At 62.8% G+C, this 15,094-nt stretch carries 15 protein-coding genes; 8 read left to right on the top strand and 7 right to left on the bottom strand.

Going from position 1 to position 15,094, the window contains the following annotated elements:
• Positions 1–25: 25 nt before the first annotated feature.
• The 3 genes from HMPREF3044_RS08010 (at position 26) to HMPREF3044_RS08000 (ending at position 2,890) form a co-directional block, all read left to right on the top strand.
• Positions 26–910, top strand: a complete 885-nt coding sequence (locus tag HMPREF3044_RS08010) for a galactan export ABC transporter permease subunit Wzm/RfbD (protein ID WP_005391009.1) — start codon at positions 26–28, stop codon at positions 908–910.
• Between the two features lie 9 nt (positions 911–919).
• Positions 920–1,705, top strand: a complete 786-nt coding sequence (locus tag HMPREF3044_RS08005) for a galactan export ABC transporter ATP-binding subunit Wzt/RfbE (RefSeq protein WP_005391011.1) — start codon at positions 920–922, stop codon at positions 1,703–1,705.
• Between the two features lie 294 nt (positions 1,706–1,999).
• Positions 2,000–2,890, top strand: coding sequence for a galactofuranosyltransferase GlfT1 (locus HMPREF3044_RS08000; RefSeq protein ID WP_141759659.1), 891 nt, complete (start codon positions 2,000–2,002; stop codon positions 2,888–2,890).
• Positions 2,891–2,893: 3 nt separating this feature from the next.
• Here the strand turns inward: HMPREF3044_RS08000 and HMPREF3044_RS07995 are convergent, their stop codons facing one another.
• The 3 genes from HMPREF3044_RS07995 to HMPREF3044_RS07985 are packed head-to-tail and all read right to left on the bottom strand — an operon-like array spanning position 2,894 to position 4,025.
• On the bottom strand, positions 2,894–3,307 hold the full coding sequence (locus HMPREF3044_RS07995; RefSeq protein ID WP_005391016.1) for a GtrA family protein: 414 nt from the start codon (positions 3,305–3,307) through the stop codon (positions 2,894–2,896).
• Between the two features lie 20 nt (positions 3,308–3,327).
• Positions 3,328–3,690: a hypothetical protein gene (locus HMPREF3044_RS07990; RefSeq protein ID WP_005391018.1), complete on the bottom strand. Its 363-nt coding sequence runs from the start codon at positions 3,688–3,690 to the stop codon at positions 3,328–3,330.
• Positions 3,687–4,025 (bottom strand): hypothetical protein, encoded by a 339-nt coding sequence (locus tag HMPREF3044_RS07985; protein ID WP_005391020.1) that lies wholly within the window; start codon positions 4,023–4,025, stop codon positions 3,687–3,689. Before HMPREF3044_RS07985 ends, HMPREF3044_RS07990 begins: the two co-directional genes overlap by 4 nt.
• A 26-nt stretch (positions 4,026–4,051) precedes the next feature.
• On the opposite strand from HMPREF3044_RS07985, the gene HMPREF3044_RS07980 reads away from it, so the two are divergent.
• From HMPREF3044_RS07980 to HMPREF3044_RS07960, 5 genes are read left to right on the top strand one after another with little or no spacing between them, the layout of a single operon-like run.
• Positions 4,052–4,297, top strand: coding sequence for a hypothetical protein (locus HMPREF3044_RS07980; protein ID WP_005391021.1), 246 nt, complete (start codon positions 4,052–4,054; stop codon positions 4,295–4,297).
• Positions 4,298–4,318: 21 nt separating this feature from the next.
• Positions 4,319–5,752: a decaprenylphosphoryl-beta-D-ribose oxidase gene (locus HMPREF3044_RS07975; RefSeq protein WP_005391023.1), complete on the top strand. Its 1,434-nt coding sequence runs from the start codon at positions 4,319–4,321 to the stop codon at positions 5,750–5,752.
• 13 nt (positions 5,753–5,765) lie between these two features.
• Positions 5,766–6,518: a decaprenylphospho-beta-D-erythro-pentofuranosid-2-ulose 2-reductase gene (locus HMPREF3044_RS07970; protein ID WP_005391025.1), complete on the top strand. Its 753-nt coding sequence runs from the start codon at positions 5,766–5,768 to the stop codon at positions 6,516–6,518.
• Between the two features lie 2 nt (positions 6,519–6,520).
• Complete coding sequence (locus HMPREF3044_RS07965) at positions 6,521–8,398, top strand: galactan 5-O-arabinofuranosyltransferase (RefSeq protein WP_070740659.1); 1,878 nt, start codon at positions 6,521–6,523, stop codon at positions 8,396–8,398.
• 6 nt (positions 8,399–8,404) lie between these two features.
• Positions 8,405–11,632, top strand: a complete 3,228-nt coding sequence (locus tag HMPREF3044_RS07960) for an arabinosyltransferase domain-containing protein (RefSeq protein ID WP_070740656.1) — start codon at positions 8,405–8,407, stop codon at positions 11,630–11,632.
• Here the strand turns inward: HMPREF3044_RS07960 and HMPREF3044_RS07955 are convergent.
• Genes HMPREF3044_RS07955 through HMPREF3044_RS07940 form a run of 4 tightly spaced genes read right to left on the bottom strand, consistent with a single transcriptional unit; the run spans position 11,583 to position 15,083 of the window.
• On the bottom strand, positions 11,583–12,740 hold the full coding sequence (locus HMPREF3044_RS07955; protein WP_141759658.1) for a hypothetical protein: 1,158 nt from the start codon (positions 12,738–12,740) through the stop codon (positions 11,583–11,585). The two genes, HMPREF3044_RS07960 and HMPREF3044_RS07955, sit on opposite strands and share 50 nt — an antisense overlap.
• Before the next feature lie 35 nt (positions 12,741–12,775).
• Complete coding sequence (locus tag HMPREF3044_RS07950) at positions 12,776–13,774, bottom strand: glycoside hydrolase family 25 protein (protein ID WP_070740652.1); 999 nt, start codon at positions 13,772–13,774, stop codon at positions 12,776–12,778.
• Positions 13,775–13,805: 31 nt separating this feature from the next.
• On the bottom strand, positions 13,806–14,621 hold the full coding sequence (locus tag HMPREF3044_RS07945; RefSeq protein WP_070740649.1) for a PrsW family intramembrane metalloprotease: 816 nt from the start codon (positions 14,619–14,621) through the stop codon (positions 13,806–13,808).
• Complete coding sequence (locus HMPREF3044_RS07940; RefSeq protein WP_070740646.1) at positions 14,622–15,083, bottom strand: hypothetical protein; 462 nt, start codon at positions 15,081–15,083, stop codon at positions 14,622–14,624. It abuts the gene before it with no gap.
• Between the last annotated feature and the right edge of the window lie 11 nt (positions 15,084–15,094).

Below are 15,094 nucleotides of genomic sequence, written 5' to 3'. Positions count from 1 at the left end.
CTTCACACCGTTTAAGCTAGACTGCGTGCACACTGACAACTCTGGTAAGGACCTCGCGCGGATTACCGCCACCGAGGTGCGAGACATTCCGCCGAGCAAGTCGCGGACGTTGAGCGCCGCGTGGGCGGACCTCGTCCGCGGACTGAAACAGTACGAGCTGTGGCTGCAGCTGGGCTGGCAGGACATCAAGCAGCGGTACCGCCGCAGTGTCCTCGGCCCCCTGTGGATCACCATCGCCACCGGCGTCATGGCCCTGGCGCTGGGACTGTTGTACTCACTGCTGTTCAAGATTCCCCTGGAGACGTTCCTGCCGCACGTGACGGTGGGCCTCATCATGTGGAACTTCATCTCCGGCTGCATCAAGGAGGGCTCGGATATCTTCATCGATAACGAGGGCCTCATCAAGCAGCTGCCGAGCGCACTGAGTGTCCACGTGTACCGGCTGGTGTGGAAGCAGCTCCTGTTCCTGGGGCACAACCTCGTCATCTGGGCGATCCTCATGCTTATCTTCCCACGGCCGCTGGGGTGGGACATTCTCCTCATCTTCCCGGCGCTGGCGCTGCTCATTGTCAACGGCGCGTGGGTGGCCATGTTCTTCGGCATCGTCGCCACGCGCTACCGCGATTTCTCCCCACTGCTGGAGGCGCTGACGCAGCTGCTGTTCTATGTCACCCCCATCGTGTGGATGACTGATACCCTCACCGAGCAGGGCCCGGAGGTCGCAGGGCGCGCGAAGCTGGCGCTTCTGAACCCGCTGTACCACTACATGGAGGTCGTCCGCGCACCGCTCATCGGTGCCCCGATCCACGCGTACAACTGGTGGGTGGTCCTGGCTTGCACCGTCATCGGTGTTGGCCTGGCCCTCATGGCGATGAAAAAATGGCGCTTCCGCGTCAGCTACTGGGTGTAAGGAGTTTCCATGGTTTCTATCGATACGTATAACGCGTGCGTCGACTTCCCCATTTTTGACGCCAAGTCCCGCTCCATGAAGAAGGCGTTCCTCGGCGCCGCCGGTGGTGTCATCGGCAAGACCGCCGACAATGTCATCGTCGTCGAGGCGCTGAAAGACATCAACCTACACCTGCGGGAGGGCGACCGCGTGGGACTCGTCGGCCACAACGGCGCCGGCAAGTCCACCCTGTTGCGCCTGCTCAGCGGCATCTATGAGCCCACCCGTGGCGCGGCGGACGTGCGCGGCCGGGTGGCCCCCGTGTTCGACCTCGGCGTGGGCATGGATCCGGAGATCTCCGGCTACGAGAACATCATCATCCGTGGGCTGTTCCTCGGGCAGTCGCGCCGTCAAATGAAGAAGAAGATGGATGAGATCGCCGAGTTCACCGAGCTGGGCGACTACCTCAACATGCCGCTGCGCACCTACTCCTCCGGTATGCGCATCCGACTCGCCCTCGGTGTGGTCACCTCCATCGAGCCGGAGATTTTGCTTCTCGACGAGGGCATCGGTGCCGTCGACGCGGCGTTTATGGCCAAGGCCCGCGCCCGCCTCTCGGAGCTGGTTAAACGCTCCGGCATCCTCGTCTTTGCCTCGCACTCCAACGACTTCTTGGCACAGCTGTGCACCACCGCCCTGTGGGTGGACCACGGCCAGATCCGGAAAGCTGGGACGGTTCCGGACATCGTCGAATCCTACGAGGGCAAGGAGGCCGCCGACCACGTGCGTCGTCTCCTGAAGAACATGGACGAGTAACCCATGTTTCATGTTCTCGCCCACCTCGACGAGGAGGTCGCCGCTTCTCCCGGCGACACCGTTCTTGTGCTTTTCGACGCTTCGTCCTCGCGGCAGGAGGGCGACGAACTGTTTGCTCGCTTCTCCCGCCGCATGTGGGCCCTCGGGGTCACCGACTACTGCCAGGCCGGTTTTCCCAACCGCAATGACCCTTCGCTTTACCCCGCGATCCGCAGGACCGTCGACGAAAAGCAGCCACCAGGCGCGACACGGAAACTGTCGCCTCACCCCTGGGTGCAGGCGGCGCTGAATAAGATGGTGTCCATGGATATCGCTGCCGTCATCGTCACGCACAACCGCGTCGAACTGCTCCGCAACTCGCTCGAGGTGGTCTGCAACCAGAGTTACCCCGTGCGGTGGGTGATCGTTGTGGACAACGGCGACCAGGAGGACGTCGAAAAGCTCGTAAAAGAAGTAGCTGGGGCGCGGGCCGTGTACTGCCCGAGTAAGACGAACCTCGGCGGGGGCGGCGGGTTCGCGTACGGGTTCCTGACGGCGCTGGCGCTGGGTGCCGATGCCGTGTGGTGCGCCGACGACGATGGGCGGCCGGAAGACTCTTCCGTTTTGGAAACGCTCGTGACATGCATGGACGAGCGGGGGCTGGACGAGGTCTCCCCCGTCGTGCTGAACCTCAACGAGCCCGAGAAGCTCGCGTTCCCTCTGCGACGCGGGCTCACCTGGCGGCGCAAGCGCTCCGAACTGGGGCGAGGTTTCCTGCCCGGCATCGCCAGCCTCTTCAACGGTGCCCTCATCACCGCGCACGCGATGGAAGCCATCGGCGTGCCCGACTACCGCCTGTTCATCCGCGGCGACGAGGTGGAATACCACCGGCGACTCGTGCGCAGTGGGATGAAATTTGGCACCTGCCTCGACACCGCCTACCTGCACCCCGATGGCAGCGACGAGTTCAAACCGATCCTCGGCGGGCGGATGCACACGCAATACCCCGACAGCGACTTCAAGCGCTTCTTCACCTACCGCAACAGGGGTTACCTCATGAATCAGCCGGGGATGCGCAAGCTGTTGCCGCAGGAATACGCCCGCTTCGCCTGGTTCTTCCTCGTGCAAGAAAAAGACCCGGCCGGTTTCCGCGAATGGTTGCGGCTCCACCGGCTCGGGCGCCAGGAAAAGTTCGAACGACCCTAGGGCTTAGGAATTGCCGTTGCGGTTCTTGTTAAAAATGAACCAGCGCTGCACAAAGAAGTTGATGACCGTGGCGACCCCCTGCGCGACGACGAACGCCGCCGTGGCCGCCACGTACTGGTTGACGAAGTTATCCAGGAAGTGGAACCCGTAATCGTAGATCAGGGTGTTGAGGAAGTAGCTCATCCCATACAGCAGCCACACCTGCATGAACCGCTTGGTGGACGCGCCCATCCCGAACGTCCAGCGGCGGTTGATCATGTACGCCACCAGCGTGCCGACGATGAAACCGATGGTGCGCGCGTAGAACGGCGCCCACCCGAAACCGAATTGGAACAGGTAGGTCAGGCCGATATCGAATACTGCAGAAATGCACCCGGAGACGATAAACCGGTAGCCCTGCTTGCCTAGAGAATCCACGCAGGGCAGTATAGCGACATTTATTTATACAGTGGGAGAGGTCTCGGTTTATCGCCGTGTTCCTCGCGGCCCTTCTTCGTGCGGATCCGGCGGGCCTCCTTCTCCTCCCAGAAAGCCGCGATATCCTGCACCACCTTGGCGTGGCACCAGCAGTTTTTCCCCACCGGATCGCCGGTGTAGACCGCAGCAAACTCCTGCGGATCCTTCGCCTTCGTGCCGACGTTTTTTGCCAGCTCATCGGCGCGCCAATCCCGCGTATCCATGAGGAAGGAGCCCGTTTTCACATGGCTTGGAGCATCCACCCACGCCGAGACGAGCTGCGCCCCGTCTAGCTGCCAGACCACTTCGTGATCCGCCGACTTGTCGACGATACAGATCGTCATGCGACAAGCCCCACGATAAGCCCCGCTGCGGCCCCGATGACCGTATGCGGGCATTTCACCGGCAGCTTGTCCGCCAACCAGTGGCGGGTGACATGATCCAACCAGGCGGTGGCCGCCAGCGCCGCCACCGCTGCCGGCAGTGCGTAGCTGGGAAGATCCCGCACTGGCTCGTCTTTTGGCACCGGGTGTGGCTCATCGTGGGCGATGTAGACGGCGCACGCCGTGGCGAGCGCCGCGTCGACGGCCAGCCGGGCCGGGAGGTTTTCCACGTAATCGGGAAGCGCGTAGACAGCGAACACGGTGGCGCCAAGTGCGACCTTTTCGTCTGTTTTCATGGGTTCAGTATAGGCTTAGGGTCACTATGACGTGGTTGAGTAGATTGTTGAAGCGGGGTTCTGACGAACCCACAACGAAGGAACACATCGCGGCCTCCCGCACCAACGTGCCGCTCGATGATCACATGACGCTGCTGTTCGCCCAGGAACTTCCGTTCCACCCGGCGGAGGAGCGGGCCATAATAGAAAAGATTCTGAAAGAATACGAGGGTCCCACGATCACGAGCCAGGATATGCTGCCTCAGCAAATTCGGGACCTCATGGATTTGTGAAGCGAGTAATCTATTAACGAAATGACTACTGAGACTGGCGCAACTTCTTCCGCAGCTTCGGGCGGAAAAGGAGCCTACACCACAGAAGCACGTACCCTCACCGGCTGGGGACGTACCGCCCCTACCACGGCAAACGTCCTGTACGCACACGGCGTTGACGAGATCGTCGCCGCCGTGAAGGACGCCGCCGACCACTCCGCCGCCGGCGACCACCGTGGCATCATCGCCCGCGGCATGGGCCGCTCCTACGGCGACCCCGCACAAAACGCCGGTGGCATCGTCGTCGACATGACGGGACTGAACACCATCCACTCCATCGACACCGCCACCGGCATCGTCGACGTGGATGCGGGTGTCACCCTTGACCAGCTAATGAAGGCCGCACTGCCCTATGGCCTGTGGGTTCCGGTTCTCCCGGGCACCCGCCAGGTGACCATCGGCGGTGCCATCGGACCCGATATTCACGGCAAGAACCACCACTCGGCTGGTTCCTTCGGCAACCACGTCGTAAGCATGGAATTGCTCACAGCAGACGGTGAGATCCGTCACCTCGAGCCGGACTCTGACATCTTCTGGGCCACCGTCGGCGGCATGGGGCTCACCGGCATCATCCTCCGCGCCCGCATCCAGATGACGCGCACGGAAACCGCCTACTTCCTGTCCGACACGGTCCGCACCAACAACCTCGACGAGACTATCGCCGAGCACTCCAACGGCGCCGAGGCGAACTACACGTACTCCTCCGCCTGGTTCGACTGCATCAACCCCGAGCCGAAACTCGGCCGCGCCACCATTTCCCGTGGCAGCCTGGCCACCCTCGCCCAGCTGGAGGAATTCGCCCCCAAGCTGGCCAAGGACCCGCTGAAGTTCAACGCCCCGCAGCTGATGACGGTGCCGGACATCTTCCCCTCGTGGACGATGAACAAGCTCACCCTCAACACCATCGGCGAGCTGTACTACGCCATGGGCAAGGACTCCACAAACGACATCAAGAACCTGACGCAGTTCTACCAGCCGCTGGACCTCATCGGTGAGTGGAACCGCGGCTACGGCAAGGCCGGTTTCCTCCAGTACCAGTTCGTCGTGCCCACCGAGGCCGTCGAGCCGTTCAAGGAGATCATCAAGGACATCCAGGCCTCCGGCCACTACTCGGCACTCAACGTGTTCAAGCTGTTCGGCGAAGGCAACAAGGCACCGCTGTCCTACCCGATGAAGGGCTGGAACGTGTGCGTCGACTTCCCCATCCGCAAGGGCCTCGGCACCTTCCTCGACAACCTCGACGAGCGCGTCATGGAGTTCGGCGGCCGCCTCTACCTGGCCAAGGAATCCCGCACCAGCGCCGAGAACTTCCACAAGATGTACCCGGGCCTGGAAGGCTGGCTGAAGCTCCGCAACGAGCTCGACCCGCACGGCGTCTTCGCCTCCGACATGTCCCGCCGCCTCGAACTGAAGTAAGGAGAAATCACCCATGCTCAACGCAGTAGGAGAAGCACAAAACATCCTCCTCTTAGGAGGCACCAGCGAGATCGGGCTGGCAATTGTCAAGGAATTCCTGCCCGCCCACGTCACCCTCGCCATCCGCCCCGGCTCCAGCCACGCCGAGCAGGCTAAGGCAGAGATCGAATCCGCCGGTGCGCGCAGCGTCCGGGTTATCGACTTCGATGCGCTCGACTTCGCCTCCCACCCGGCTGTTATTGACGAGGCATTTGAGGGCCATGATTTCGATGTTGCAATCGTTGCCTTCGGGATCCTCGGCGACAACGAAGAACAGTGGCAGAACCAGGCCAAGGCCGTCGAGGCCGTGCAGACCAACTACACCGCCGCCGTCTCCGTCGGCGTCCTGTTGGGCCAGAAGTTCAAGGCCCAGGGCCACGGCACCATCGTGGCGATGAGCTCCGTTGCCGGCATGAAGGTGCGCCGCTCCAACTTCGTCTACGGCTCCGCCAAGGCGGGCCTCGACGGCTTCTACGAGCAGCTCGGTGAGGCACTGCGCGAGGATGGCGTCCACGTCCTCCTCGTCCGCCCTGGCCAGGTTCGCACCCGCATGTCCGCAGGAGTCAAGGAAGCGCCCCTCACCGTCAACCGTGAGGATGTAGCAAAAGCGGTCCACGAGGCCGTCGTCAAGCGTGACGATACCGTGTGGGTACACCCGGCGTTCAAGTACGTCTCCCTCGTGCTGAACCACATCCCGAAGCCCATCTTCCGGAAGCTTCCCTTCTAACGATGGGCAACGAGTACGCACCTGACCGCCTCCCACTCGCCACAACGCTCGCAGCCATCGCTGCAGCGGGCGTGGGAGGCGGCCTCGCGACGTTCTTAGTCTGGTTCACCCTCCGCCACACAAACCTCCCGGCCTTCACAAGCTCGAACCTCACCACCGCCGTCGCCACCGCCGGCACGGTCATCGTCTGCCTTGCCACAGCCGCCGCCGTGTGGTGCTGGTTCCACGGCCCGACGAAACTTCGGCCACTTGTGTACCTTGTGTGCTATCTAGCACCAGCCGGGATTGTGTGTACCACCACCGCCGTGCCCCTCTCGACCAGCAAACTCTGGCTCGACGGCATCACCGGTGACCAGGAATTCCGCACGCAATTCCTCACCCGCCTCACCGACAGCTGGCACATCTCGGACATGAACTACATCGACATGCCGAGCTACTACCCCGGCAGCTGGTTCTGGCTCGGCGGGCGCGTTGCCAACATCCTCGGACTACCCGGCTGGGAAGTGTTCCAACCCTGGGCACTCGTCTCCATCGCCGGTGCCGTGAGCGTCCTCACCCCCGTCTGGCAACGCCTCATCGGCTCCCTGCCCGTCGCCACGGCAATCACGCTCGTCACCACCTGCGTCGTACTCGTTATCTCCGCCGCCGAACCCTACGCGGCGATCATCGCCGCCGGCAGCTCCGCCGCCATGGTGCTCGCCGGCCGGGCGCTGCGCGGCCACCTCTGGTCACTCATCGGCATCATCGTCTTCCTCGGCATCTCCGCGACGATGTACACCCTGTACACCTCCGTCCTCGCCGGCACCCTCATCCTCGGCTCCGCCATCGTCGCCGCACTCGTCGAACAATCCATCAAGCCCCTCCTGCGGATGATCCTCATCGGCATCTGCTCCGGCCTCATCGCCCTCACAGTCTGGGGCCCCTACCTGTGGGCCGTCCTCTCCGGACGCCCCCGCTCCGGCGCCACCAGCCAGCACTACCTGCCCTACTCCGGTGCCCAAGTTCCCCTGCCCATGTTCAGCTTCACCGTCATCGGGCTCCTGTGCCTGGTCGGACTCATCTACATGGTGCTGAACATCCTCGAACCCGACATCATGTCGCTCGGCATCACCGTCATCGTCACCTACGGCTGGATCATCGCCTCCATGGTCGCCTCCCTCGGCGGCACGACGCTCCTCGGCTTCCGCCTCGATGCCGTCCTCACCGTGTGCCTGGCCACCCTCGGTGTCCTCGGGCTTGCGCAGGCGCACCTGTCATACTTGCCGACGAAGCCCCGCATCACCGCGGCTGTTGCTATTGTGATTGCGCTCGCCGGAATCTACTACGCCCAGGAAATCCCCGCCCGCAACACCAACGCCATCGACCGCGCGCACACCGACACCGACGGCGAAGGCAGGCGCGCCGATAGGTTCGCGCCCGGGTCTGCGACGTTCTACGAGGCTATCGACGCGGAGTTGCGGACGCACACCACCTCCCCGGCTGATACTGTTGTGCTTACTGATGAACGAACCTTCCTCGCCTACTACCCCTACCGCGGGTTCCAAGCCATGACGAGCCACTACGCCAACCCCCTCGGCCAGTTCGACCTCCGCAACACGCTCATTGAGCACTGGGCCAACGCCTCCTGGAATGAACTCAAAGACCCCGATGCGTTCAAGGATGCCCTCGACGCATCTCCCTGGGCTCCTCCGCAGGCCTTCATCTTCCGCGGCAACGCAGACGACATGGACACCGGCTGGACGTATGACCTCGCTGAGGACATCTACCCCAACAACCCCAACGTCCGCTTCCGTGGGATCTTTTTCAACCCCGCAGTATTTTCCGCCCCATACTGGGATGTGGCCCAAGTTGGCCCCTTCGTAGTAGTGACCTTAGACTGATGTGCCGTGCTGACCCTCGACAAGATTAAAAAGCTGGCGATCGCCTCTGGCATCGTCGGCTTCCTCCTGTTCATCCTGACGCCATTCCTCCCCGTCAACCAGACGCAGTCGACTGTGCACTGGCCCCAGGGAGACCTCCAGTCCATCACCGCGCCGCTCATGAGCTACGCGCCGGAGAAGCTCGAAGCAACCATCCCCGTTGATGCGTTTGATGAGCTTCACGACGGTCAAAACCTGCTCCTTGGAACCCTCCCCCAGGACTCCAAGGACGCCACGCAGCGCGGCCTCTTCATCCGCCTAGGCGAAAACGGCCTCGACGCCGTGGTGAAGGACAAGGTGATCTTCGCACTGAGCCGGGAGGACGTCGACAAGCTACAGCCCACAGACGAGCTGAAGCTAGTCAGCGACGCCGAGGGGACGACCATCACCCTCGGCAGCCACGAGGGCTCGACTGACGAAGACACCAGACCGCAAGTCACAGGACTATACACAGAACTCAACCGGGAGGCGAACGTACCTGGCCTTAGCGCCGACATCACCATCAACTCCCGCTTCACCTCCTCGCCAAGCCTGATCAAATACCTCGCCATGTGGGGCGGCATCGCCTGCCTCCTCCTGTCACTGTTCAGCCTCTGGAAATTCGACCAACTCGCGGGCAACCACCAGCCCGAATACACCCCCCGGTGGAAAACCATCACCCCCCTCGACGGCATCGTCGGCGCCATCCTCCTGTTCTGGTACTTCATCGGCGCCAACACTTCCGACGACGGATTCATCCTCACCATGGCCCGGCAATCGCACGCCGCCGACTACATGGCCAACTACTACCGCTGGTTCGGTGTCCCCGAATCACCCTTCGGCGCGCCCTACTACGACCTGCTGGGCTTGATGACGTATGTGTCCACGTCGTCGATCTGGGTCCGCCTCCCCCAGCTGATGGCAGCGGTGCTGACGTGGCTGCTGTTGTCGCGTGAGGTCCTCCCCCGGTTGGGGCAGAAGATAGCAGATAGAAGAGTTGCGCACTGGACCGCCGCCTTCGTCTTCCTCTCCTTCTGGCTGCCGTACAACAACGGCATCCGCCCCGAGCCGATCATCGCCGCACTCTCGCTGCTTACGTGGGTGCTCGTGGAGAAATGCTTTGCGACGAACAGGCTCCTCTACGGCGCCTCGGCTGTTATTGTTGCGACAATTGCGCTCGGCGCCGGCCCGACCGGGCTCATGGCCGTCGGCGCGCTGCTCGCCGGGATTCCGGCATTCATCCGCATGCTGCACCGTCGCAGGGACCTCGGAGTCATCGCACAACTCGTGCCGTTCCTGCCCGCCGGCTTCGCCATCCTCATGGCGGTGTTCGGCGACCAGACGCTGCGCACCGTCACCGAGGCCGTGCACGTCCGCTCCGCGAAGGGGCCGTCGCTGCCGTGGTACCTCGAGTGGGTGCGCTATGAGACGCTCATGGGCAACAACGTGGACGGGTCGTTTACCCGTAGGTTCGCGGTACTACTCATGTTCGCGGCTGTTGCTCTTGTGATTGCCTCCACCCTGCGCCACGGCGGGGTCGTCGGCGCGGCCAAGGCACCGACCTTCCGGCTCGTCATGATGTTCGCGCTCACCTTATTCGCGTTCTGCTTCACGCCCACCAAGTGGTCCCACCACTTCGGTGTTTTCGCCGGGCTTGGTGCCGCCCTTGCTGCCCTGGCGGCGATCGTCTGCTCGCAAATCGCGCTGCGCTCCGTGCGGAACAGGCTGCTTGTCATCGGCGGGTTCCTGTTCCTGCTCGCCTTCTGCCTCGCTGGGCAGAACGCGTGGTGGTACATCTCGTCGTTTGGCGTGCCGTGGTTCGACAAGTCGATTCAGTTCAAGGGGATCGAGTCCTCCACCGTCATGCTCGTCATCGCGCTGCTTGTTTTGTTGGCGGGAGTCATCAGCGGGTTCCTCGACGAAGTGCGGGAGGTGCGAGGAGACGGTGCCAGAAAGGATCGTCGACTAGCAAAATTCGACGGACTCTTCGCCGCGCCGATAGCCGTGCTCAGCGCCCTCGTCGTCGTGTTCAGCTGCCTCAGCCTGGGCAAAGGGTTCGTGTCGCAATACCCGGCGTACTCCGTCGGGCTCGGCAACCTGCGCGCACTGACCGGAAACAGCTGCAACCTCGCACAGGACGCGCTGCTCGAAACCGACACCAACGACGCGTTCCTCACCCCCATCGAAGGAACCCTCGCCGAATCGCTTGACGACGGCGACGGTGTCGGCTTCGGCCCCAACAACATCCCCGAAACCATCGTCGGTGGCGGTGTCGACACCTCAGCGCGATCAGCCGGAACCGTGGCTGGTGCCAGTGATGCAGAAGCAGACACCGCCAGCGGCGACTCCGCCGGATCCAGCACCAGCACGCAGGGCGCCCGAGAAGAACAAGGCGCCAACGGATCCAATATCCGGCTGCCGTTCGGCATCGACTACACCAAGGTCCCCGTCGTCGGCTCGCACCGGTATGGGGCCCAGTTCGGGTCGAGGGTGCAGACGCAGTGGTACGAGCTGCCGGAGACGGAGAACCCGCTGCTTGTCATCTCCGCGGCTGGTAAAATTGCGCACCATGATATCAATGGGGTGAAACAGCCGGGGCAGAAACTCCTGGTGGAATACGGAAAGCGCAACGGGGGGAGCGTCGAAAAGCTAGGAAGCGTGGAACCGATGGATATCGGACCCGCCCCCCAGTGGAGGAACCTGAGGGTGCCGCTCGACAGCCTGCCTGCCGAGGCCGACGCCGTGCGAATCACAGCAGTGGACACAAACCTCAGCGGGGAGGAGTGGGTGGCTTTCACCCCACCGCGCGTCCCCACCCTCGCGCCCCTCAACGACGTCATCGGCTCCGAGAAGCCGGGGCTTTTGGACTGGGCCGTCGCACTCCAGTTCCCGTGCCAGCGGTCCTTCGACCACTACGCGGGTGTGGCGGAAGTGCCGGAATACCGCATTTCGCCGGACCACCCGGGCAAGGTGACGCTGTCGCCGTTCCAGGATTACAACGGCGGTGGCGTGATGGGGATTGCGGAGGCCGCCAACAAGGGTCGCGAAATCCCCGGGTACCTGAAGGACGATTGGCAGCGGGACTGGGGCTCCATCGAAGAGTACTCGTTGCGCACCAATTCGCGCGGTGAGGAGCCGAAGCCCGCCGCGGTTGATACGGAAGTGATTACCCGGTCGGGTCTGTGGTATCCGGGTCCGATGGCGACCGACGAGTAGCCCTCATTTGTAGGACCTTTCGTACAAGGTTGTAGCCGCACCATTTATTTTCCGGCTGGTTGTTGTAGACAAGCGGGCCACCTCCGGGTGGCCGCCAGCCAACTCGCCCCTCAGCGTCGCGCTCTAAGTGCCCGTTGAGGGGCCTATCTCTTCGGTCATCGTTTTGCGCGTTGTGGGAGTGGCAACAGCCGGTGAGCGTGTCGGAGTCGGTTTTTCCGCCGAGGCAAAAGGGCCACGTGTGGTGGGCTGCGCCGTCTCTGACGAGTTCGTGGCAGCCGGGCCAGGGGCAGATGATCTGCATGATTTCGTTGGCGGCGCGCTGGTTTTTGTTGGCGAAGCGGCGGCGCTCTATTTCGTAGTTGCCGATGACGTGGGCTTCCTTGTCGACGATGGTGAGCCAGCCGGTGTCGGCAAGCGCTAGTTCGGCGAGCTCGTCCAGGTCATACGTTTCGCCGGTCGTGGTCTGAACCTTGGCCTCCTCGCCGGCGTAGAACATATCGTCGAGAACAAGGATGAGCGCCGGCTTGTACTCGGTCGGCTTGAGCTCGCCGCCTTCGGAGAAAGCGAGATCGGCGAAGGCTTTGCCCTTGCCGCGGCACAGGTCCATGGTTTTGGGGGCGAGCTCGGCCAGGCGTGCGTTGATGCGGTTGATGACATCCTCGCTGTCGCGGAGGATGAGTTGCTTGTTGCCCTGGGCGTCGGCTTTCTTGGACACAAACACCCCCCGGTTGGTGCTGAAGGTGTCTTTGTTGAGTTCCTTGACTATGGTCGTCGCAAAGCTCTGGAGTTCGTCGCAGGTCATGCTTGTCGACGCTTCGATCAACTGCCCGCGTACGGTATCCATCTCCTCCCGGTTGGTGGCATTGAGGGAATTACAGGCGCGCGAAATGATACTCAAACGCGTCAACGAAAAATCCGCCGCCTTCTTACGCTGCTCGGCCGGGGCTTTAGCCCAGGCGTTGGCGCAGGTAACAAGGGGGCGGATGTCTTTGGGGAGGCAGTCTGCGGCGAGCGCGAGTTCCTCAATTTCGTGCTTACGCAGCCCACTAAACCCCTCGAGGATAGCTATCCCCGAGGAGCGCGTGGCAAGGAACTCGTGTGGTGTCATACCCATTAGACGTGACACACACGCCACTTGGTTCCCTACCGGGAAGAATTATCCAAAAGGATGAGGAGATCGCCGAGGGAGTACTTGCCGCTGGCGGCCATCGTCTTCAAGTCCTCGACGGGGAGCTTGTTCTGTGCACCCAGCTCGACCAGGACACGAGCCAAGCTGAAGGCCTTAGGAAGGTCGATACCAGCCTTCGTGGCGGCGTCGACAAGCTCAGCAGAAGCAAGGACATTGCCCTCCGCAATGCCGAGGATGGCGTGCGCGAGGGGCTGGGAGGGGCCGCCGAAGTCCGGACCACCGAAGTTGTCCGTGGGCTGGAGGAGATTCCCGATGCCGAGCGCGTGGCCGGCGGCGAAGGCGTCCAACTGGTCGCGAGTGCCGTTGAAAAGGTTGAGATCAACCTCGCTGAGGATGCCAGAGACCCGACCGTGAGCCGAGCGCTGCCAGAACGTCATGTAACTCCAGCCACCAGGAACCTCAGCCGGGGGAGTGTTTTGCCACGCAGCCAACCACAGCGGATACTGCGAGAACTCCTTCGTATTGCCCATCTGCTCTGCCCAGAAATAGCGGTAGGTGTAAATCATCGGTGTCTTGCCCGTCAGGCGCTGCGTTTCAGAAAGGAAGTCGCGCGTCCAATTCTGCAGAGCCGTTACACCGAGGCCGTCGGTCTCCTCGAGGTCGAGAACCGGGGGGAGGGTGGCGTCGGCCTGCTTGATCGTCTCGGCGAAGTAGGCGGCCTGGGCCTTGGCGTCGGTGCCGGGGCGGGCGTAGTGGTAGGCGCCGACGTGCAATCCTGCCCCACGGGCATCTTTAACATCAGCCGGGAAGTGGGTATTGGTGAAGCCCACGCCCTCCGTCGCCTTAATAAACGCAAAATCCTGGGAGGAGTTGGCTACCTGGTGCCAGTCGATGGCGGAGCCGCCCGGGTGTTGGTGGCCGGCGATGTCGATGCCGGAGGAGAGGAGAGGAACCGCCCCCGCCGTTGGTACAGCAGTTGCTAAAACGGTGACCAGTGCAATAACTCGCTTCATGGGGCGAATGTTACCACATTAGTCACATGAGTCACACGTGTAACAGGAGGGTGGGCGTGTCGAAGAGGGAGGTGTCGGCACGCGCGGCGCGCACCGCATGGACTACTACCGCGATGAAGACGGCGTACATGACAACTGCGCAGGCGATGATAGAGGCGATTTGGACGGGCTCGGAGGAGGGTTGAAGGTTCCACCAGAAGTGGAAGAGCGTCGACAAGCCCCAAGAAGCGACGGCGACGCGCCAGGTGTGGGAGGTGAAGAGCCACAGGCCGAGGCCATAGGCGAGGATCCCGGTGAAGACCATGTGGAGGCCGGGGCCGGCGACCGTGCGCATGCCCCACATTTCGAGCATGCCGAGCATGTCCGAGGACGGGTGGTAGAGGGCACCGACGGTGCCGTAGCCGAAGTTTTCCACCGACTCGAAGCCGAGACCGACGAGGAGTCCGATAGCGAGGGCATGGTAGGGGCGGGTGACGCGCGGGCAGAGATAGATGATGAAGAACGCGCCGAGGCCCTTGGCCACCTCCTCGGGAAGCGCGCCGGCGAAGGAGGCCATGGTCAGCTCACTGCCGGCCAGGCGCGTGGCCTCCATGTAGCCGCCACTGCCGGCCATCACCAGCAACAGGGATGTACCCCCGCCCCAGGCGAGGGCTGCGGCAACCCATTTTTTCTCCAGCCCCACCGGCCACAGCCGGGAGGTGGCGATCAACCACGTGAACAACGCCATCCACCCGCAGCAAAACACGAGCGAAATGAGGCCGGCGCCCGGCGCGACGATGAGGTTGGCGAGGTTGATGAGGATGCCACCGACCGAGAGCACGAGACCGATTCTGAAGAGGAGTTTCATTTATACGTTCACCGCCTGGAGGGCGTTGAGGGTGGGGTCGATAAGAATGCCGGAGGCGATGGCGACGGTGTAGACGCCGTCTTTGTCGCCGGTGGGGGCGAGGAGGACGGCGGTGTCGCCGTCGCGAAGCATGGTTACGTTACCTTCCGTGACGGGTTCCGCCTCGGTGGGGAGCAACATTTCTGCTTCCCACATGCGGCGGGCGGCGAGCTTCGGGTCTTTGACCTCTCCGATTTCCTCGGAGCGGACGAAGTCGGGGCCGCACTTGTACCCGGTGAGCAGGCCCGTGCCGAAGTCGAGTTCGCACGAGGGGCTGTCGGGCAGGGCGATATCATCGCCGATGGTGACAGGCTCGCGGTACGGTTCGTCGAAAAGTTTCGGGAGTAACGCGGGGGCGAAGAGGTACACCAATGCCGCCACGATGCCGAAGACACCTACGGTAGGTTGTAACTTGTATTGCACGCCACCCGATT

Source organism: Corynebacterium sp. HMSC073D01, from assembly GCF_001815555.1.
GTDB classification, from domain to species: domain Bacteria; phylum Actinomycetota; class Actinomycetes; order Mycobacteriales; family Mycobacteriaceae; genus Corynebacterium; species Corynebacterium glucuronolyticum.
Note: the sequence above shows the minus strand (reverse complement) of the source record. Positions and strands in the feature narration are given on the sequence as shown.

Coding starts and splice junctions, on each gene's coding strand:
- HMPREF3044_RS08005 (WP_005391011.1), top strand. CDS start 920: ATGGTTTCTATCGATACGTATAACGCGTGCGTCGACTTCCCCATTTTT.
- HMPREF3044_RS08000 (WP_141759659.1), top strand. CDS start 2,000: ATGGTGTCCATGGATATCGCTGCCGTCATCGTCACGCACAACCGCGTC.
- HMPREF3044_RS07990 (WP_005391018.1), bottom strand. CDS start 3,690: ATGACGATCTGTATCGTCGACAAGTCGGCGGATCACGAAGTGGTCTGG.
- HMPREF3044_RS07985 (WP_005391020.1), bottom strand. CDS start 4,025: ATGAAAACAGACGAAAAGGTCGCACTTGGCGCCACCGTGTTCGCTGTC.
- HMPREF3044_RS07980 (WP_005391021.1), top strand. CDS start 4,052: ATGACGTGGTTGAGTAGATTGTTGAAGCGGGGTTCTGACGAACCCACA.
- HMPREF3044_RS07975 (WP_005391023.1), top strand. CDS start 4,319: ATGACTACTGAGACTGGCGCAACTTCTTCCGCAGCTTCGGGCGGAAAA.
- HMPREF3044_RS07970 (WP_005391025.1), top strand. CDS start 5,766: ATGCTCAACGCAGTAGGAGAAGCACAAAACATCCTCCTCTTAGGAGGC.
- HMPREF3044_RS07965 (WP_070740659.1), top strand. CDS start 6,521: ATGGGCAACGAGTACGCACCTGACCGCCTCCCACTCGCCACAACGCTC.
- HMPREF3044_RS07955 (WP_141759658.1), bottom strand. CDS start 12,740: ATGACACCACACGAGTTCCTTGCCACGCGCTCCTCGGGGATAGCTATC.
- HMPREF3044_RS07950 (WP_070740652.1), bottom strand. CDS start 13,774: ATGAAGCGAGTTATTGCACTGGTCACCGTTTTAGCAACTGCTGTACCA.
- HMPREF3044_RS07945 (WP_070740649.1), bottom strand. CDS start 14,621: ATGAAACTCCTCTTCAGAATCGGTCTCGTGCTCTCGGTCGGTGGCATC.